The organism is Pseudophaeobacter sp. 1A16562, assembly GCF_041008785.1.
GTDB classification, from domain to species: Bacteria; Pseudomonadota; Alphaproteobacteria; order Rhodobacterales; family Rhodobacteraceae; genus Phycobacter; species Phycobacter gallaeciensis_A.
Genome location: NZ_JAXGFT010000009.1, coordinates 61,662 through 81,351 on the forward strand (window position 1 = coordinate 61,662; position 19,690 = coordinate 81,351).

Here is a 19,690-nt window from a genome sequence, read left to right on the forward strand (position 1 = left end):
TGTCGGCGTTATTTGCCTTCGACCGCCTCGGAGCCAACGATGACATCGAGCATGTCCGATGTCGTCTGCTCCTGCAGGGCCTGCCGTTCCTCTCTGCGCAACTTGTCGAAACGGGAGTCGATATTGCGCGTCGCCGCATCCATGGTCAGCAGCCGCACATTGTTTTCACAGGCAAGGCTTTCCATCAATGCATGGGCGATCTCGGCAAAGAGATATTCCCCCGCGAGCCGGTCCAGCAACTCCGGCGTGGGCAAATGGTGCAACGGCGGCGCAGCAGCGGCTTTCTGCGGGGGATCTGCCGCGAGCGGCAGGACAGAGCGATGCACGACCGCGTAGGTGCCGCTTTTCTCATGCTGGGCAAAGACCACCCGCGCGTGTGTCGCTCCCATCACCCGGTTGGTCGCCCGCCGCGCAAGTTGCGTCACACCGCTCACCCGCGAAGTCATCGGCAGCGCGATCTCCGGCTGCATGTGCATCTCGCCCGCAAGGATCTGACCACGCCGCCCGATCAGCACAAGCCTCTCTTCTGGCATGCGGATCTCTTGCACATGCTCCATGATGCGCGTGTTGAAGCCGCCCACGAATCCGTTTTCCGAGGTGATCACCAGCAGGACTGGCGCGCCAGTCTCGTCTGGTGTCTTGCGCCCGGGCAATTGGCTGAGGCTCGCGATCGCGCGGTCCACCGTGGCACAGAAAGCCTGTGTGCCGATCAGCGCCTCCTGAGCTTCGCGTGCCCGCACAGCCGCCATGGATCGCATCGCCGTGACCAGAACGCCAAGCTGCCCGAGGCTTTCGAGCCGGGCCTCTATGCGGGCAAGTTCAACCACCTGACGCGCCCTCAGCGCGGTGGATGCGGTTGAACTCATCCGCGCAGGACCTCGCGAACTCACGCAGCGCATCGCGCGCCTCATCAGAAAGCGCATGCGTTTTGTCTATTTCGGCTACCACATTGGGGCGCTGGCTTGGCAGGCGCTGCGCCAGCATCTCCCGAAACTTGGGAATATCCGGCAGCGGCATCTCATCCAGCATGCCGTCGGATATGGCCAGCAACAGGGCAACCTGCAGCGACAGCGGCAAGGGCTGGTACTCGGGCTGCGCGAGGATCGCCCTTAACCGACGGCCATGAGCGATGGTTCTGGCAGTCTTGTCATCCACCATCGCACCAAAACGGGTGAAGATTTCCAGCTCAAGGTATTGCGCGTAGTCCAGCTTCAGCGATTGGGCGAGAGACTTGATCGCCTTGGCCTGCGTGGCGCCACCGACGCGACTGACACTCAATCCGACGTTCACCGCGGGCTTTTGCCCCTCATAGAACAGTTTCTGCCCCACGATGATCTGCCCATCGGTGATCGAGATCAGGTTGGTGGGAATATAGGCGGTCAGGTTCTCGGCCTGCGTTTCCGCAATCGGCAGGGCCGTCAGCGAGCCGCCACCAAGATCGGGCGCCAGTTTCGCAGCCCGTTCCAGCAAACGCGAATGCAGGTAGAAGACATCGCCGGGATAGGCCTCGCGCCCCGGGGGCTTGCGCAGCAGAAGCGACAATTGTCGGTAGACCATCGCATGTTTGGTCAGGTCGTCCATCACCAGCAGCGCATGCTGGCCCCGGTCGCGAAAATATTCGGCGATGCTACAGGCCGCAAAGGGGGTGATCCACTGCGCCCCGGGCGCGGCATCAGCGGCCCCCACAACGAAGATGCAGCGATCAATTGCCCCATGCGCGCGGATGGATTCGACCACGCGCGACACGGTCGAGCTTTTCTGCCCGATGGAGGCGTAGATGCAGACGACATCGGTGTCGCGCTGATTGATGATCGTATCGACCGCGATCGAGGTCTTCCCCGTCTTCCGGTCCCCGATGATGAGCTGGCGCTGCCCCCGCCCAAGGGGAATCATCGCGTCGACCACGGTCAGGCCAGTCAGCAAGGGTTCGGTGACAAGATCACGATCAACGATGCCAGGCGCAGGTTTTTCGATCGGATCATACCGCGCCGCGACAACCGGCGGCCCACCATCCAGAGGTTCTCCAAGCGGTGATATGATACGCCCCAGCAGCCCATCGCCAACCGGAACCCGTGCGATGGTTCCAGTGTTGAAGACCCGGCTGCCTGCGGTGATTTCCTCGTAGGGCGACAGCAGCACGCAGCCCAGGCTGTCTTCGGCGATGGTCATCGCCATTCCCATGCTGCCATCCTCAAAACGCAAAAGCTCATCAAGACGCGTCTGCCCCAATCCCGAAACATGCGCGACACCGTCCCCGATCTGCTCTACGCGTCCGACCTGCTCCAGCTCAGGCGCAAGACGGGTCTGCTCCAGCCGGTCGCGGGCGCCGGATATCCAATCAGAAAGCGGGGTTTCCAGAACCATGGCTCAGACCTCCAGCGACTGCGCGGCGCGTTTCAGCCGGTCGGCCACGGAAAACCGCAGGGCGGCATGTGGGAAATGCAATTCCGCCCCGCCAAGGATCTCGGCCTTTTCAGTGAAAACCACGGCTACGTCCGCCCCGAAATACTTGGACAGGCAGGCATTCCAGGCCGCCTTCTCCTCATCCGAGAGGCCATGAGCCATCACCACGGTCATTGCAGCATCCTTGGCCTGCAGGTCGACCTTGAGCGTGTCGAGATCGACCTGTGCCAGACCGTCAAGATGGGCCTGAACCTGCGCAAGCGTTTCCGAAACTGTACAGGGACCACGAAGCGCCACCCGCGCCAGATCTGTCGCAAGCGCCTCAATCTGATGTTTGAGCGATTGCAGCGCCTGATGTTTGTCCTCTTCGATTTTTGCACGCGCATCCGTCAGCAGCTGCGCTGCCTCTTTGCGCGCCGCCTCAAGGCGTTTATCCCTTTCGGCCTCTAGGGATTTGTGAAAGGCGGCTTCCCGTTCCTGCCGCTCTGCGGCAAGCTGCGCAGTCTTGTCCTCATAGGTGCGCCGGACGGCCTGCGCTTCTTCCAGTTTGTCCTTGGCCGCATCGCTTGCGGCCTTGTCCGCCGCTTCACGCTCTTCGATGATCCTGCGGATCGGACGATAAAGGAACCGGCTCAGAAGCCAGATGACGATCAGGAAGTTGACCGTCTGAAGTCCCAGTGTCCACCAGTCGATCTGCATTCTCAGCCCACAAACGGATTGGCGTAAAGAAGCAGCAGCGCGATGACGAGACAGTAGATCGCCATGGTTTCGATCATGGCGAGGCCGACAAACAGCGTCCGCGATAATGTCGCGGCGGCCTCTGGTTGCCGGGAAATTGCCTCCATCGCCGCAGCGATGGCACGCCCCTCGCTGTAGGCGGGCATGATCGCACCAAATGACACGGCGACCGCCGCTCCGATGACGCTGACATGTTCGATATAGTCCATGATTTCCCTTTCCTTATGTCTCGACCGCGCCGACAGCGGCAGCGATGTAGACGGCGGCGAGAACGGTGAAGATGTAGGCCTGGATTATCCCGATCAGGATCCCGAGCAGCAGAAACGGGACCGGAACCAGTAGGCCGGTCAGAAACACCACGATGGCCAGGACGAACTCGTGGCTCATCATGTTGCCGAACAGGCGGATCATCAGCGAAAAGGTCCGCGTCAGCTCCGACAGGATATTCAGCGGCAGAAGAAGCGGGCTCGGCTCCAGATAGTGCCGCAGATATGGCCCCGTGCCGCGAATCTTCAGACCGTAGAAATGCACCGACAGGAAGACGATCAATGCCAGCGCGGCGGGCGTCTCAATATGTCCGGTGGGCGGTGTGGCACCGGGCAGCACAGCCGCAAGATTGGCAAGGCAGAGGAACAGAAATAGTGACCCAAGCAGCGGCAGGAAGGGCCAGGGATCACGCCCGAGGATCTCGCGCAGCTGTTTCACGATAGCGAGCAGCACAACTTCGAGCGCCGCCTGAACAGGGCCGGCATCATGGGCGGGTCTGCGTAACGCGATGCGCAGGAACGCTGCCATGGCCAGCATCAACGCCCAGGTCGTGACCACGGCGCGGCTGATCGGCACCGGGCCGATGTGAAACAGGATATCGGGCAGCAGCGGGCTCGTGTCCATCAGCCCTGTCCTTTGACCCGCCGGATGGCGATCATGCGCGCCGCGATGAACCCCAGCAGCGTCAGGATCAGCGGCGCCGTGCCCTGCATGGCCGCCAATGCGAATGCCCCGGTTGCCAGCACCAACCGCAGGCCAACGAACACCGCCGCGCGGCGCCATCCCGCATCAGCTTCGATTGCTGCAACCGTCCGCCCTAAAAGGACAAAATAGACAGCTCCCAGGACAAGGCCCGCAAGCAGCCAGGGAAGCAGGTTCAGGAGTTGGCTCAACAAAAGGTATAATGTCATTTCTCATTCATCCTGTGCCATGCAAGGAAAAAGCCGAAACAGGCGCCCGCAAATGTCAGGGCGCCGCTGAAAGTAACACCGGTGCCCAGCTTGCTATCAAGCCACCGGCCCAAAAAAACGCCGAGCAGCGTTGGCGCGACGATGAGCCAGCCCAGCGCGCCGATCATCGAAAGGTTCTTCCACAGGGGACGTTCGCCCTCCTCCTGCCATTTCTGGCGCCGGTCCTGGGTTGTGCGGATGACCTTCAGCATTTCATCGCGTTCGTTGTTGTCCGGATCGCTCATGATCGCGCCTCCCCTGCCCCCAGGCTGGCCCCGGCGTCCAGTCGTGGCGTGGTCGTCTCCTTGCGCGCGCCCCGCAGCAACCGTTCGATCTGGCGCATCGTGGCCAGATGCAGGCGGTGTTCGGATTTGCGCGTCACATCTTCGTCGCTGTCCTCGCGCTGCAATTCCGCAATCGCGCTGGACCCGAGATCGGAAAGCTGATCCTCGCGCCAGGCGCCGCGGGCGGCGATGTCGATCCTGCTCCCGCCCTGCACCGTGAGGATACCGCCCCGGATGACAACCACTCCGGAACGCGTCTTGGTCCGCCAGCTGACAACCGAAATTGGCAGGACCGTCAGGAAATCCGCATGTCCGGGCTGGATACCAAAGGCGCCGGTATCGTCGCTTGCACGGACCGAGACGATGTCATCGACCTCCTCGACAATCTCCGTAGGGGTGGCGACGACAAGTTTCATGTGCTCTGCCGCAACTTGGCTTGCGCCGCCCGGGCGTCTTCCAGCGTGCCCACCATATAAAGCGCGCTTTCGTCCCAATCGTCGGTCTCGCCGTCCAGAATGGACTCGCATCCGGTCAGCGTGTCTTCAAGACTGACCGAGACCCCGGCCCGTCCGGTAAATTGTGAGGTCACGACAAACGGCTGCGTCATGAACCGGATAAGGCGCCGCGCGCGCCCGACGGCCTGCCGGTCCGTCGCGCTCAGCTCGTCGATCCCGAGCAGCGAGATGATCTCCTGCAGTTCCCTGTACTGCTCGATCAGGCGCCGTACCCGCTCGGCCGTATCATAGTGGCGCTGACCGATAATCAGGGGATCGTGGAGCGATGAGCTTGAGGCGAGCGGATCAATCGCGGGATACAGACCTTCGCTGGCCATGTCCCGGCTGAGCACGATGGCACTGTCGAGATGGGTGAAGGTTTCCGCGACCGCCGGATCGGTAAAATCATCGGCCGGAACATAGACCGCCTGGATCGAGGTAACCGCTGCGCTGCGGACCGAGGCAATCCGTTCCTCCAGCTCTGCGATTTCCGTCGCCAGCGTTGGCTGATAGCCCACGCGCGACGGCAAACGCCCCAGCAGACCCGAGACCTCTGAACCGGCCTGAACAAAGCGAAAAACATTGTCGATCAGGAACAAGACGTCCTGCGCCATTTCATCTCGGAAATACTCGGCAACGGTGAGGGCAGAGAGCGCCACGCGCCAGCGCGCACCGGGTGGCTCGTTCATCTGACCAAAGACCAGAACCGTTCTGTCGATCACGCCGGAGCGTTTGAGGTCGAGCCACAGCTCATGTCCCTCGCGGGACCGCTCACCGACCCCAGCAAAGACCGATTGCCCCTTGTAACGGTCAGCGATGGAGCGGATCAGTTCCATGATCAGAACAGTCTTGCCAACCCCGGCGCCACCGAACATGGCGGCCTTTCCGCCGCGTGCAAGCGGAGCAAGAAGGTCGATCAGCTTGATCCCGCTCGAAAAAACCTCGGTGCCTGCATTCTGTACCGACAATAGCGGCGCGCGCCGGTGAATGCCGCGGCGTGGCGTGCTTTCGGGCAGGTCCGGCCCCTTGTCGATCGTCTCTCCGACCACATTGATCATACGGCCCAACACCTGCTCTCCAACTGGCACAGTGATCGGGCTGCCGGTCGCCAGGACAGGCATTCCGCAAGCCAGCCCCGCCGTTTCATGAATGGCAACGCAGCGCACATGGGTCGGGTCGGCGTGTTGTTGCACCTCCAGCAACAGTTTGCTCGGGCGGTCCCACTGTACCTCAAGCGCGCTATTGATCTCTGGCAAATCGCCCTCTGCAAAGCGCACCTCAATGACGGAGCCGTCAATGCGGGAGACGGCTCCCTGCACGCCTGTGCTGTCGCTTGGCGAGGGTGTCCGGATATCTGCTGCGGTCTCGCTCATCTCAATGCATCATAAACAGAGAACGTTGGGCATGGTGTATCATATAGCGCGTGACGCCTCCGAAAATCGCCTCCCAGCTGCGGAAATGACCATATCCACCCATGACGATCAGCCCGCAGTGCAGATCGACTGCGGCTTCTGCCAACACGGCACCGACGGGCTCGGCGCCCTTGCGGCGGGTCTCGACCGTGCAGGGAACACCGTGCCAGGCAAGATGGTCGCGGATACTGTCGCTGTTCGGCTGGTCCTCATGCGGGTCCGCCGCGTGCACGAGAAAAACCTCCTGCAACGGCAAACCACTGGCGAGCCAGGCCGAGATCGCCCGCACGCAGGCGCTGCTGCCATCCCAGGCAATCATGACGCGGGACATATCTGCCTGCTGGCCGTCTTCCCCCGGCAGATAGAGCACCGGGCGCCCTGACCGCAACAAGGCAGCCTCCAGAACATTATCCGCCATCAGAGTGTATCTGGCGGTCTCAGGCGTAAAGATCGTCGCATCTGCGCGTCTGGCCAGGGGGGTGATCAACTCCTGCGGCTCCCCCTTGATCCGGTGCCATGCGCCGCTGGCAGTCGACGCGAGCGACGGTTTTTGCCGCAGCTCCAACCCGGCCTCCTTACGTAGCTTGGCAAACAACCGGCGCGACGCCTCGGCCGCGCTGCGCCCGTGATCTTCCATGCGGTCTCGGATGTCGGACAAAGGACCGTCCTGTTCGGTCGGCTCAATGCCCGTATAGATGAATGTCTCTTTCGGGTCCGGAAGCAGAAAGACCACATCCAGATGGCAGGGCAGACGCTTGGCCAGGGTGATGGCCCGGCTCAGGCTTGACGGGTCATAGCGCCCCGGTGCAATCGGCATCACGATGTTCCGCATTGCCATGTTTTGTCCCTTTACCGACGCGGCCTTATCCCAGGAGACCACCAAAAAACTGGGATCGCCTCCAATTCCCGACCGACGATAAAGCGGTCCTGCGCCTACGCTTTGACATAAATCAGGGATCGCAGCTGCCGCCGTTCCTATGGTCGCGCCTATGTACCTGACGTTCAAAACATGTGCAGACTGGCTGAGACTGTCATGACGGGGAGACCGGCATCGCAATGATGAGTTTCATGGTGCAGGCTACACGGGCGCTCTTCGCCCTGCCTTTTCTAATTCCGTCTTGTCAGGGACCCGATACGCATGTGGCGCTGGGCGTGCTTGCGCGCGAACGCGTTGCTCTCACCGCGACCGCCAACGAGATCATAACCGAATTGCCCGTCGCCGAAGGTCAGAGCGTGACGGCGGGGACGGTTCTAGTCCAACTTGATGACAGGCTGGCGCAAGCCAACCTTGATGTGACGCTGGCAAACCGGGCGCAGGCGCAGGCCGATCTGGAGCGGCTGCAAACCGGCGCGCGCGAGGAAGAAATCGCGATTGCACAATCCCGGGTCGATGGAACCCGGGCCGTCTATCACGAGGCGCAGAGTACGGTCGAGCGCAACAGCCAGTTGCTGAAACGCGGGACGATCACGCAGGCCAGCCTTGATCAGGACATCGCGCGGCGCAATGCCGCCCTGGCGGAACTGCAAAGCGCCGAACAGACCTTGCTGGAAATCGAAACCGGCGCGCGCGAAGAGGACATTCGCATTGCCGAGGCCAAGCTGAGAGCAGCCGATGCGCAGGTCGCTGCCGAGCGGATCCGGCTGCAGAACCTCACAATCGTCGCATCCCGTGATGGCATTCTCGACAACCTGCCCTGGAGCCTTGGAGAGCGTGTGCCGATGGGCAGCCCGGTGGCAATCCTGTTGACGGATGATCGACCCTTTGCCCGAATCTATGTTCCGGAACCCGCCCGGGCAGGCCTCAAGATCGGCGCAGAAGTGCAGGTTGAGGTCGATGGGATCGAGGGCCGCTTTTCCGGCACCGTCCGCTGGATCAAGTCCGAGCCTGCCTTCACGCCCTATTACGCCTTGAACAAGGAACAGCGCAGCCGCCTTGTCTATATGGCCGAAGTGGACATGCCACCGCAGGCCGGTGATCTTCCGGTCGGATTGCCCGTGACGGCCTATCTGCCATGAGCGGAGTTGTCGTGGAAACCCATGGGCTGACCCGCATGTTCGGGACCAAGACGGCGGTCGACAAGGTTGATTTGAAGATCACCAAAGGTACGGTCTACGGCCTGCTGGGCCCAAACGGATCGGGCAAAACGACCGCCATGCGCATGCTGCTTGGTTTGCTGAAACCCACCGCCGGTGAGGCTCTGGTTCTGGGTACGCGGCTTCCGGGCAATGCAGAACCGCTCAAACGCCACATCGGATATATGACGCAGGGTTTCACGCATTACCGCGACCTGACCGTTCTGGAGAACCTCGGCTTCATCGCCGATATCCACGATTTCGGCGGCCGCCGAAAACGCGCCCGGATCAAAGAGCTGCTGGATACCTACGATCTGGCCGCGCAGGCCGATAAATTTGCCGGTGAGATGAGCGGGGGGCAGCGCCAGCGTCTTGCGCTGGCCGCGACGGTTCTGCACCGGCCCGAGTTGTTGTTTCTGGATGAGCCCACTGCCGCGGTCGATCCGGAAACACGGCGCAGTTTCTGGGAACAGCTGTTTGATCTGGTCGAAGGCGGAACCACGATCATCGTGTCCACCCACCTGATGGATGAAGCCGAACGCTGCCACCAAATCGCGATCCTGGATCAGGGACGAAAACGGGCTGAAGGTGCACCGCGTAATCTGATGGCGCGTGTGCAGGGGCGCGTCATCGAAGTCTCGGGTCCGGACCTGAGGCCCGTTCGCCGCCATCTTTCGACCACCACAGGTATTTTGTCGGTGGCGCAGGTCGGATCGCGGCTGCGTGTGCTTGTCGCCCCGGAAACCGATGATCCGCAAGCGACGGTGGCAGCGGCCGTTGCGGAGTTTGCGGAGATCCAAACGCAGCTCACGCGCCCCAACCTTGAGGACGTGTTCGTGCTGGCCACAGGGGAAAGAGCCGCGGAGAGGGCGGCGTGATCTCCTACCGACATATCCTCGCCATCATCCGCAAGGAGTTACTGCAACTGCGTCGGGACCGGCTGACCTTTGGCATGATTGTGATGATCCCGCTGATCCAGCTGGTCCTGTTCGGCTATGCGATCAACACGGAGGTGCGCCACATCCCCGCCGCCATCGTCGATCAGAGCAATACGGACGTCAGCCGCGCGCTGGTGCAGATGGTAGAGGCCACGCAGGTGGTCCGCTTTGAAAGCCGGTTCGCCACGGTGGCCGAGGCCGAAGGCGCGATCATGCGGGCCGAAGTCCGAGCGGCCTTCATCATTCCGAAGGACGTCAGCCAGCGCCTTGTCCGCAATCCGGCGGTGGGCGCACGGTTTTCCCAGGGCGCAACGGACACCACCGCGCGCCCCGTCGCCCAATGGATCGCGGATGGGTCGGACACGCTGGTGGCCGGCGCGATCCGGTCCCTGCGCACCATGCCGCTTGAGGCGCTGCTGCGCCAACCATCGACCCGTCCCACCCCCACCTTTGAAGTCGCCTTGTTTTACAACCCCGAGCAACGAACCGTGGTCAATATCGTGCCCGGTCTGGTCGGGATCATCCTGACGATGACGATGATCATGTTCACCGCCGCGGCAATCGTACGCGAATCCGAACGGGGCAATATGGAGATGCTCATCGCGACCCCCATCCGTCCGCTGGAGCTGATGATCGGGAAGATCGTGCCCTTCGTCGGGATCGGCCTGATACAGGTTACCATCATCCTCGGGCTTGGATGGGCCTTGTTTTCGGTCACCACCACCGCGTCGGTCTGGACCTTGCTGGTGGTGACCCTGCTTTTCATCATCGCGAGTCTGTCGCTTGGGCTGGTCATCTCCACGATTGCCAAGAACCAGCTTCAGGCGATGCAGATGACGATTTTCGTGCTGCTGCCCTCGATCCTTTTGTCGGGGTTCATGTTTCCCTACGAGGGCATGCCGGAAGGCGCGCAGCGCCTGGCCGATCTGCTGCCGGTCACGCATTTTCTGCGGATCATCCGCGGCGTCTTTCTACGCGATGCCGGATTGGCCGACGTTCTGCCCGACGCGGCCTGGTTGATCGGCTTTGCGGTGCTGGGAATGACCATTGCATCGCTGCGGTTCAGGAAAAGGCTTGATTGAATGCAGATGCTTGGAAACATGACACCGCAGAGAAGGGCGATGTCGAAACACGCCAAAGGAGCGGATCAAGGCCGATGATCGTGCAGCAACAGACCGGCGCAATTCAAGACCCCGAACTCAGGCACCGCATTATGGCGGGCTTTATCGGCAACGTCGTGGAATGGTACGACTTTGCGCTTTACGGCTACCTGGCGGGCATTATCGCGCCGGTGTTCTTTCCATCCCAAGACCCGACCGCAGGCCTGATCGCTACCTACGGTATCTTCGCGGCCGGCTTTCTGATGCGGCCACTCGGGGCGGCGGTCTTTGGCTGGTTCGGAGATCGCTATGGGCGCGCACGCACCATGCAGATCTCGGTAGCTATGATGGCGCTTCCGACCCTGTTGCTCGGCTTGCTGCCAACCTATGCGCAGGTCGGCGTTCTGGCACCGGTGCTGCTGGTTCTGGTGCGGATCCTGCAGGGCATTTCTGTCGGAGGCGAGTTTTCCTCCTCTGCGACCTATCTGGTTGAAACCGCACCGACGGGACGGCGCGGTCTTACCGGCAGCTGGGCGAATATCGGCTCCATGACTGGATCGCTCCTGGGTGTCGGCGCGGCCGCGCTGGTCACTACCCTGTTTGATGCGCAAACCATGCAGGACGGCGCCTGGCGCCTTCCGTTTCTGGGCGGAGCATTGCTTGGCGTTACCGCCATCCTGATGCGGCGCAACCTGCATGGATCCGAACGTTTCGGCCAACATGACGCCGCACGCGAGGAAACCTCTCCCCTCTTGCAGGCCTTCACCACCAACCTGAAAGAAACCCTCCTCGCGCTGGGTTTTGCTGCCAGCTATGGGACGTGCTTTTACATCACCTTCGTCTACCTGCCGGAATGGCTGTCAGGTCAGAACTTGGTGGAGCGCAGCACAGCCTTGACCATCAACACCGCCATGACGATTCTGGTCATCCCCCTGATGCCGCTTGGCGCCATCGTCGGGGACAGGTTCCTCGCCCGGCGCACGTGGATCGCCGTGGCACTATTGGGGCTGGGTCTCTTGAGCTGGCCAATGCACCTTTGGATGCTGCGATCTGGTGGCGCGATGCTGCCGGTCGTGCTGTTCCATGTGCTTGCCTTCGCCCTGCTGTCGGTTCCGCTTGGCTCTGGCCCGGCGTTGTTCGTAGAGATGTTCCCCGAAGAGGATCGCCTGTCTGGATATTCGGTTGCGTTCAACCTGGGGGTCGGCGTGTTCGGGGGCCTCACGCCAATGATCGCAACCAGCTTGATCGCCAGCACCGGGATCGCAACCGCCCCCGGGCTTTACATGATGCTGGCCTGCGCACTCGCAGTGTTATGCCTGGCCTTCGTCCCGGACCGCAGCCGTGCCGCGTTGCGCTGAGGCAAGCGCCGTCAACCTGCGAGGCTTGTCCGCAGAGTTCGCGCCGATCAAGCGTCGCAGGTTGACGGGCGCCCTCTTTCGGGCTGTTCTCCGCCCCCCACGGTCTACAGGCCGGGCATGAGCCTCAGTACCCGACTGCGCGCGGCAGCAACTCCAACGGAGCCTCCGACAGGCCCGCCCTGGAGACTCCGATAGGCACTGGTGCGTTCCCTGACACCCGGAAGGTTCCGACCAGATCCGACAGGACCTGTGTATCCTGCTGCAGGGACATGATGGCGGCAGCCGTTTCCTCGACCATGGCCGCATTCTGCTGCGTCACGGTATCAAGCTGCGAGACGCCAACCGAAATCTCAGACAGGCCTGTCGATTGAGCCCGCGCCGAGTTGACGATATCTGCCGTCAGCCCCGAAACCGTCTCAATCTCCTGAACGATACTGGTAAGCGCGGCCCCCGCCTGATCCACCATCGCGACGCCTGCATCGACATGCTGCGTGCTGGACGTCACGAGGCTTTTGATCTCTTTTGCGGAATTGGCGGCACGCTGCGCCAGTCCCCGCACCTCGGAGGCTACCACGGCAAAGCCACGACCGGCATCGCCTGCACGGGCCGCCTCGACCCCGGCATTCAGCGCCAGCAGGTTGGTCTGGAAGGCGATGTCGTCGATGACGCTGATGATCTGGGAAATCTGCACCGATGACTCCGAAATCTCGCGCATTTTCAGGACCGCCTGTTCGGCGACCTCATTTCCTGTTGCGGCGTTGTTCCGGGTGACGAGAACCACCTCTTCGGTCTTTGACGTCGATTCTGTTGAGGACCGCATGCTGTTGTTGATCTCTTCCACCGCCGCGGCGGTTTCCTCCAGCGTCGCCGCCTGGGTTTCGGTCCGGCGGGACAGATCCCCAGCAGACTGGCTCACCTCGCTGGCTACGCGGTTCAGATTGCCGGTCGAATCCTGAATGGTAACGATGATATCCCGCATAGAGCCCATCAACTCGTTGAACGACTGGCGCACCTGATCATACCGCGCGGGGTAATCGCTTTCATCCGGGCCGGGGATGCTCTGCGACAGATCCCGTTCCGACATCCGCTTAATTCCGTCACTCAGATACTTAAACGCCGTGTCCTGTTCTGCCTTCTGCGCCGCGAAATAGGCCTCAATCACCTGATAGGTGTCAAAGGCAAAGGCACGGGTCAATGTGCCAAGGATTTCCCCATGTTTACGCTTGGCGAATTTACCCAAAAGCGCCCCAGAGCGTTCCAGCAAGCGCTGCTGGATATATGCATTGGCCCGCGAATAGCCGGAGAGGTACATCGAAAAGGGCAACTGGATCTTGAAATGCACCGTGCCGACACGTTCCGCTGAGGCGAAGTAGGCCTCGTCAAAGGTACCGGACAGAAGCCGCTGCCAGTGCTTTTTTTGCGCGGACCGGGCGTGGTCCATCACGCTGTCGTCCGGAAAGAATTGCGCGATCTCGGGATCTGCGACCGCGAACGAATAAAAATGTTCGAGGGCATCATCAAGGATCGGCATGACCATCTTGCCAGCCCGAACCAATTGTTCGTGGTCGTTCCCCGTCAAAGCAAACTTTGCAAGGGTATCCTGAGTGTCACGCACCATTGTTTGTCCTCACTACAATTTACAAGATCTCATCGTGATACAATTTTTCACGATGAATTTGCGGAATTAGCGCCTTCAATATTTAAGATTTAGACAATTGTGTTTCTCCGATCAAAAGTGCAGATGCGTGGCTGTAACATCCAAAAGGCGTAATCAAGCGCGCTTTCGCATGTGGATTGGGATGTCTACTTACTTTTCAAAAGGATAACGCTCAAAAAATGAGCAGGCAGCAAAGTGATCGCATTGCGACCGCAGTTTCATTTATCGTACATTTAACGATCGCACCGGCGTTTCGAATCAGGAAAAGCCAGTACCCCAAGGCATACCCGCTACCCATTTTCCGGCTTTCAAACAAAAAACCGCCCCTCACAGAATGAGGGACGGCATGCTTTCTTTGTGCTGCGGTTTGCGTTTATCCAGCCAGCGATGGCAGGTAGAGCACAATCCCCGGGAAGGCGACCAGCAGCGCGATGGTGATGGCATCGGCGATGAAGAAGGGTGTCACGCCCTTGAACACGTCCTGCACCGTCAGGTCATCCCGCACACCGGCCACAACAAAGCAGTTGAGCCCGATTGGCGGTGTAATCAGGCAGAACTCAGCCATCTTCACAACCAGAATGCCGAACCAGATCGCACACATGGTGCCGTTCATGCCGAATGCACTATCCGCAGCCGACACGGCTTCGCCGCCGTTCAGCGCCATCACCGCCGGGTAGACAACCGGCAAGGTCAGCAGCAGCATCCCGATGGCGTCCATGAACATCCCCAGCACCGCATAGGCCAAGAGGATGCAGATCAGGATCAGCATCGGCGACATCTCAAGCGAGGTGATCCAGTCCGAAAACGCGCCCGGCAGATCGGCAAAACCGAGGAAGCGCACGTAGATCAGAACGCCCCAGATAATCGAGAAGATCATCACCGCCAGTTTCGCAGTTTCCAGCAGCGCCGACTTGAGCTCGGCCCATTTCATGCCGCGCCACAGCGCCATCAGGAAGACCACAAAGGCGCCGAGTGCGCCCCCTTCTGTCGGGGTGCCCCAGGCTTCGCCAAAGGGATTGTAGACAAAGAAGATGATGATCACGACCACGAACATGATCGGCAGCGCGCCCGGCAGGGCCGCAAACCGCTGCTTCCAAGTGAAGCCTTTGACCGGTGGGCCGACGGTTTTGAAGATCATCGCGATGCCGACGATCAGCAGCCCGTAGATCACTGCGGAGAAGGCGCCGGGGATAAAGCCCGCGAGCAACAGCTTGCCCACGTCCTGTTCAACGATGATGGCGTAGATCACCAAGATCGCCGAGGGCGGGATTAGCGAGGCCAGCGTGCCCCCTGCTGCCACAACGCCAGCCGCGAACTGCTTGTTATATCCGATGGCCAGCATTTCCGGGATCGCGATCCGTGCGAACACCGCCGAAGTCGCAACAGAGGCGCCAGACACGGCGGCGAAGCCGGCGGTCGCAAAAACGGTCGAAACCGCAAGCCCGCCCGGCAACCAGGCGATCCAGCGTTTGGCTGCCTCAAACAGCGCCTTGGTCAGACCTGCGTAATAGGCCAGATAGCCGATCAGGATGAAGGTCGGGATCAGCGACAATGCCTGGCTTGAGACCTTGGAATGCGGCACCTGCCCGGCGGTTTTAACGGCAATGGTCAGCGCCTTTGTAAAGCGGGAGGGATCATAGCCAAACTTGGCCCAGAAGATCCATGTCAGCCCCACCAGACCGGCCAGAGCTGCGGCAAAGGCAACGCGCATGCCGGTGACGACCAGGATCAACAGAAAACCCGTGACCCACAGGCCGATTTCAATCGGTTCCATGTGCTTTTCCTATCCTTGAGAGTTTCGGCTGTCGGCGCCGTCGCCGGGCGCGTCGTCATGGCCGGTCAGCATCTCTGCCTCATGGGCGGCCTGCGCGGCGGCATCCTGAATCAGCGGCACTGCTGCCGGAGCGTCCAGCCCCAGAACCAGCGCCCGCCCATAGGCCCAAACCTGCAGCACAAGACGCAAGCACAGAACCGAGAAGGCCACCGGCGCCAGCAATTTGGCCGGCCAGAGTGGAATACCGATGTCGATCGAGCTGTCACGGCTCCACAGGGGCGCGGCGAAATCGAACGAACGCGCAAAATGCGCCCAGCTGCCCCAGACGAGGCAGATCATCAACGCAAGGATCAACAGCACCGAGAACAGTTCGAACAGCCACAGGGCCCGGCCGCGCAGGGCACCAATCACGATATCCATACGGATATGACCACCTTCGCGCTGCACATAGGCAATGCCCATGAAGGCGATCAGCGGCATCGCCTGTTCGATCCAGTCGACATACCCCGGCAGCGGGGCGTTAAAGGCATTCCGCCCGCCCACAGAAACCACTGCCAGCACCATAAGAGAAAAGACCGCCAGACCGCTGATCAGCGCCAGCACCTGTTCGACCTGCAACAAACGTCTGTCAAGACGACTGACAAGACTGTCGTCTTCCAATACCGCGGCGTTTCCCGCCATGGCCCCCACCTTTCATTTCAAGAGAACGGAAACAAAAACAGGCCGGGAGAGTGGTCCCGGCCTGCCCCTGCAACGCGGGATTTAGTTGCCCGCGCGTGTGTCTTCCAGAGTTTTCATCACCAGGTCATAGAGTTCCTGGCCCGGAATGCCCTGAGCGGTCATGTCCTTGATCCACTGTTCACGGATCGGGTCGGCAGCCTTGGCGCGGAACGCGGCCAGCTGTTCTTCCGAAATCATGACTTTCTCAACGCCTTTTTCTTCCAGCACGCTGTCCCATTTGGTCAGCAGCTTGCCGTAGTTGTCGAGGTAATGCGCAATCGCCTCGTCAACCGAGCTGTCCAGCGCCTCACGCTCGGCATCGCTCAGCATGTCGTAGGCATCGGTGTTGACCACAACCGGGCAGTTCACGGTGCCGGGGTTCAGGTTCGCGGTCCACCAGTCTGCCTTGTTGATGGTGCCAAAGGACAGATGCGCGTGCTGCGCAAAGGCAACCGTATCAACAACGCCCGATTCCATCGCGTTATAGGCTTCGGTCGCGGGCACCGAGGTCGGGACCCCGCCCACGGCTTCGAAGGCCTTGCCCAAACCACCGGTTGCGCGCACACGCATGCCGTCGAATTCAGCCAGCTCGTCGCGGGGCTCGCCGGTGCCGACCAGGTTGTACTGGGGCATGGGCGAAGTCATCAGCAGCTTGGCATTCCAGCGCGCCAGATCCTTGGCAGCGGCGGGATGTGCATAGACAGCGTGGCTGACGGCAACTTCTTCGGCCAGGTTGTTCACGCCCAGGAACGGCAGCTCCAGCACGGTGATCGACGGGTTCTTGTCGCGGTGATAGCCGGCGCAGAACTGTGCCATTTCGAAGGCACCGATGGAGATCCCGTCCAGGTTCTCACGCGGTTTCGACAGGCCGCCATAGCTGACGTTCATGGTAAAGGCGCCATCGGTCTTTTCGCTGACCAGTTCGGCCAGTTTCTCGACATGCTCAGTAAAGGCGCGGCGTTTGCCCCAGACCGACACGTTCCATTCGGTCGCAGCGGCCTCACCGGCAATTGCAAATCCCGCGGCAGCCGCCACGGCGGCAGTCAGAAGTTTATTCATGTTGTATCTCTCCCATTCTGCGTTCCTTGCAGTCGTGGACATTGTCCTTTGGAACGCTTGCGCAGTAAGCTACCTGTAAGGCGGCGCACTGCCAAGCCCCGGCCCGGACGTTTTGCTGACAGCTCCGTGAGCCCACCTCAGAACCCGGCAAAAGGTACGGCGTGCGGATCCGCGCGCGATTTGCCGCATGTCCGCATCGACAGCAACCACCCCCTCCCTTCGGAAATCTTGCACAGAAGCCCCATACCCGCCCAGGCAGAGTGCCGGTATCGTTGACTCCCAATCACCCGTAAAAATTGGGTTTTGCAGGGATTTTGCCCTGAAAATTTACAGGCGCAAGGCGCACAGGAAATTCATTCACAAACAAATCGTTACTTTCCGGCCCCTTATTCACAAATTTTCAACTTTCCCTATTATGGCCATCGAGGAAGGAAACGGTTTGACACCCGGCCCCCGTGGCTGTCCGGTGACAAACTGAAGGGAAGTCAGGGAGGACACCAGATGACCACGCAGCCTGAAGGCAAAGTGTATCCGCCGTCGGACGACGTTGTTGCGCGCGCCCATGTGGACGCCGCCAAATACGAAGAGATGTATGCGGCCTCGATCGCAGATCCCGAAGGGTTCTGGAGTGAACAGGGCAAACGGATCGACTGGATCAAGCCTTTCACCTCGGTGAAGGATGTGAACTACAACTTCGGCAACGTGTCGATCAATTGGTATGCCGATGGCACGCTCAACGTGGCCGCCAACTGCATCGACCGCCATCTGGAGACCCGCGGCGACCAGACCGCCATCATTTTCGAGCCGGACGACCCGAACGAGGCCGCTCAGCACATCACCTACAAGGAACTGCACCGCCGCACCTGCCGGATGGCCAACATCCTGGAAACCATGGGTGTGCGCAAAGGCGACCGGGTCGTGATCTATATGCCGATGATCCCCGAGGCCGCCTATGCCATGCTGGCCTGCGCCCGGATCGGCGCCATCCACTCCATCGTCTTTGCCGGCTTCAGCCCCGATGCGCTGGCGGCCCGGATCAACGGCTCGGACGCCAAGGTTGTCATCACCGCCGACGAAGCCCCCCGTGGAGGCCGCAAGACGCCGCTGAAATCCAACGCAGATGCGGCACTGCTGCATTGCAAGGACACGGTGAAATGCCTCGTGGTGAAACGCACCGGCGGCCAGACCACCTGGATCGACGGGCGCGATTTCGATTACAACGAGATGGCGATCGAGGCGAACGACTACTGCAAGCCTGCCGAGATGAACGCTGAGGATCCGCTGTTCATCCTCTATACCTCCGGCTCGACCGGTCAGCCCAAGGGCGTGGTGCACACCACCGGCGGCTATCTGGTCTATGCGGCGATGACGCATGAGATCACCTTTGATTACCACGATGGCGATATCTACTGGTGCACCGCCGACGTGGGCTGGGTTACCGGCCACAGCTATATCGTCTATGGTCCGCTAGCCAATGGCGCCACCACTCTGATGTTTGAAGGCGTGCCGACCTACCCCGACGCCAGCCGCTTCTGGCAGGTCTGCGAAAAGCACAAGGTCAACCAGTTCTACACCGCTCCCACCGCTCTGCGCGCGCTGATGGGTCAGGGCAACGAATGGGTCGAGAAATGCGATCTGTCCTCGCTGCGCCTGCTGGGCACAGTGGGTGAGCCGATCAACCCGGAAGCCTGGAACTGGTACAATGATGTCGTCGGCAAGGGCAAATGCCCCATCGTCGACACCTGGTGGCAGACCGAGACTGGCGGCCATCTGATGACCCCCCTGCCCGGCGCCCATGCGCTGAAACCCGGCGCGGCGATGAAGCCCTTCTTTGGCGTCAAACCGGTGGTTCTGGATCCGCAGTCCGGAGAAGAGATCGAAGGCAACGGTGTCGAAGGTGTACTGTGCATCAAGGACAGCTGGCCCGGTCAGATGCGCACCGTCTGGGGCGATCACGAACGGTTCGAGAAAACCTATTTCGCCGACTACAAGGGTTATTACTTCACCGGTGACGGCTGCCGCCGCGACGCAGATGGCGATTACTGGATCACCGGCCGCGTCGATGATGTGATCAACGTCTCCGGTCACCGCATGGGCACCGCCGAGGTCGAAAGTGCGCTGGTGGCGCATGCCGCAGTGGCCGAGGCCGCCGTGGTGGGCTACCCGCATGAGATCAAGGGACAGGGCATCTATTGCTATGTCACCCTGATGAACGACCGCGAACCTTCGGACGAACTGCTGAAGGAGCTGCGCACCTGGGTTCGGACCGAGATCGGCCCGATTGCCAGCCCGGACGTGATCCAATGGGCACCCGGCCTGCCGAAAACCCGCTCGGGCAAGATCATGCGCCGCATCCTGCGCAAGATCGCCGAAAACGACTTTGCCTCGCTGGGTGATACCTCGACCCTCGCCGATCCGTCGGTGGTGGACGATCTCATCGCCAACCGCGCAAACAAGGGGTAA

The 19,690-nt window shown here is 60.9% G+C and carries 19 protein-coding genes; 5 read left to right on the forward strand and 14 right to left on the reverse strand.

Going from position 1 to position 19,690, the window contains the following annotated elements:
• Window positions 1–8: 8 nt before the first annotated feature.
• From SM764_RS13735 to SM764_RS13780, 10 genes are read right to left on the reverse strand one after another with little or no spacing between them, the layout of a single operon-like run.
• Window positions 9–866, reverse strand: coding sequence for a F0F1 ATP synthase subunit gamma (locus SM764_RS13735; RefSeq protein ID WP_369002043.1), 858 nt, complete (start codon window positions 864–866; stop codon window positions 9–11).
• Window positions 820–2,364 carry a F0F1 ATP synthase subunit alpha gene (locus SM764_RS13740; RefSeq protein WP_065270494.1) on the reverse strand — a complete coding sequence of 515 codons (1,545 nt, stop codon included), beginning with the start codon at window positions 2,362–2,364 and terminating at the stop codon, window positions 820–822. The genes SM764_RS13735 and SM764_RS13740 overlap by 47 nt, the downstream gene beginning before the upstream one ends.
• 3 nt (window positions 2,365–2,367) lie before the next feature.
• The gene (locus SM764_RS13745) at window positions 2,368–3,102 is read right to left on the reverse strand and encodes a F0F1 ATP synthase subunit delta (protein WP_369002044.1); all 735 of its coding nucleotides are present in this window, start codon (window positions 3,100–3,102) and stop codon (window positions 2,368–2,370) included.
• A gap of 2 nt (window positions 3,103–3,104) precedes the next feature.
• Window positions 3,105–3,350, reverse strand: coding sequence for a F0F1 ATP synthase subunit C (locus SM764_RS13750; protein ID WP_065270496.1), 246 nt, complete (start codon window positions 3,348–3,350; stop codon window positions 3,105–3,107).
• A gap of 13 nt (window positions 3,351–3,363) precedes the next feature.
• Window positions 3,364–4,032 (reverse strand): F0F1 ATP synthase subunit A, encoded by a 669-nt coding sequence (gene atpB / locus SM764_RS13755; RefSeq protein WP_369002045.1) that lies wholly within the window; start codon window positions 4,030–4,032, stop codon window positions 3,364–3,366.
• The gene (locus SM764_RS13760; RefSeq protein ID WP_369002046.1) at window positions 4,032–4,319 is read right to left on the reverse strand and encodes an N-ATPase subunit AtpR; all 288 of its coding nucleotides are present in this window, start codon (window positions 4,317–4,319) and stop codon (window positions 4,032–4,034) included. Before SM764_RS13760 ends, atpB begins: the two co-directional genes overlap by 1 nt.
• Window positions 4,316–4,603, reverse strand: coding sequence for an AtpZ/AtpI family protein (locus tag SM764_RS13765; protein ID WP_065270499.1), 288 nt, complete (start codon window positions 4,601–4,603; stop codon window positions 4,316–4,318). The genes SM764_RS13760 and SM764_RS13765 overlap by 4 nt, the downstream gene beginning before the upstream one ends.
• The gene (locus SM764_RS13770; RefSeq protein WP_369002047.1) at window positions 4,600–5,058 is read right to left on the reverse strand and encodes a F0F1 ATP synthase subunit epsilon; all 459 of its coding nucleotides are present in this window, start codon (window positions 5,056–5,058) and stop codon (window positions 4,600–4,602) included. Before SM764_RS13770 ends, SM764_RS13765 begins: the two co-directional genes overlap by 4 nt.
• Window positions 5,055–6,509, reverse strand: coding sequence for a F0F1 ATP synthase subunit beta (atpD, locus tag SM764_RS13775; RefSeq protein ID WP_369002048.1), 1,455 nt, complete (start codon window positions 6,507–6,509; stop codon window positions 5,055–5,057). The genes SM764_RS13770 and atpD overlap by 4 nt, the downstream gene beginning before the upstream one ends.
• 1 nt (window position 6,510) lies before the next feature.
• Window positions 6,511–7,386: a universal stress protein gene (locus SM764_RS13780; protein ID WP_369002049.1), complete on the reverse strand. Its 876-nt coding sequence runs from the start codon at window positions 7,384–7,386 to the stop codon at window positions 6,511–6,513.
• Window positions 7,387–7,604: 218 nt separating this feature from the next.
• Between SM764_RS13780 and SM764_RS13785 the strand changes: the two genes are divergently transcribed.
• From SM764_RS13785 to SM764_RS13800, 4 genes are all read left to right on the forward strand, one after another.
• On the forward strand, window positions 7,605–8,564 hold the full coding sequence (locus SM764_RS13785) for an HlyD family secretion protein (RefSeq protein ID WP_369002050.1): 960 nt from the start codon (window positions 7,605–7,607) through the stop codon (window positions 8,562–8,564).
• Window positions 8,561–9,499 carry an ABC transporter ATP-binding protein gene (locus tag SM764_RS13790; RefSeq protein ID WP_369002051.1) on the forward strand — a complete coding sequence of 313 codons (939 nt, stop codon included), beginning with the start codon at window positions 8,561–8,563 and terminating at the stop codon, window positions 9,497–9,499. Before SM764_RS13785 ends, SM764_RS13790 begins: the two co-directional genes overlap by 4 nt.
• Window positions 9,496–10,641, forward strand: coding sequence for an ABC transporter permease (locus SM764_RS13795; RefSeq protein WP_065270505.1), 1,146 nt, complete (start codon window positions 9,496–9,498; stop codon window positions 10,639–10,641). Before SM764_RS13790 ends, SM764_RS13795 begins: the two co-directional genes overlap by 4 nt.
• A gap of 74 nt (window positions 10,642–10,715) precedes the next feature.
• Entirely contained in the window at window positions 10,716–12,017 is a 1,302-nt protein-coding gene (locus SM764_RS13800) for an MFS transporter (protein WP_274829071.1), read from the forward strand.
• A 124-nt stretch (window positions 12,018–12,141) separates the two neighbouring features.
• Here the strand turns inward: SM764_RS13800 and SM764_RS13805 are convergent, their stop codons facing one another.
• The 4 genes from SM764_RS13805 to SM764_RS13820 all read right to left on the reverse strand — a co-directional run bounded on the left by SM764_RS13805 (window position 12,142) and on the right by SM764_RS13820 (window position 17,227).
• Window positions 12,142–13,635 carry a methyl-accepting chemotaxis protein gene (locus SM764_RS13805; RefSeq protein WP_368948080.1) on the reverse strand — a complete coding sequence of 498 codons (1,494 nt, stop codon included), beginning with the start codon at window positions 13,633–13,635 and terminating at the stop codon, window positions 12,142–12,144.
• Window positions 13,636–14,047: 412 nt separating this feature from the next.
• On the reverse strand, window positions 14,048–15,448 hold the full coding sequence (locus tag SM764_RS13810; protein ID WP_065270508.1) for a TRAP transporter large permease: 1,401 nt from the start codon (window positions 15,446–15,448) through the stop codon (window positions 14,048–14,050).
• 9 nt (window positions 15,449–15,457) lie between these two features.
• Window positions 15,458–16,129, reverse strand: a complete 672-nt coding sequence (locus SM764_RS13815; protein WP_274829066.1) for a TRAP transporter small permease subunit — start codon at window positions 16,127–16,129, stop codon at window positions 15,458–15,460.
• A gap of 81 nt (window positions 16,130–16,210) precedes the next feature.
• Entirely contained in the window at window positions 16,211–17,227 is a 1,017-nt protein-coding gene (locus tag SM764_RS13820) for a C4-dicarboxylate TRAP transporter substrate-binding protein (protein WP_065270510.1), read from the reverse strand.
• A gap of 501 nt (window positions 17,228–17,728) precedes the next feature.
• Between SM764_RS13820 and acs the strand changes: the two genes are divergently transcribed.
• A complete protein-coding gene (acs, locus tag SM764_RS13825; RefSeq protein WP_369002052.1) occupies window positions 17,729–19,690 on the forward strand; it encodes an acetate--CoA ligase in 1,962 nt (653 codons plus the stop codon).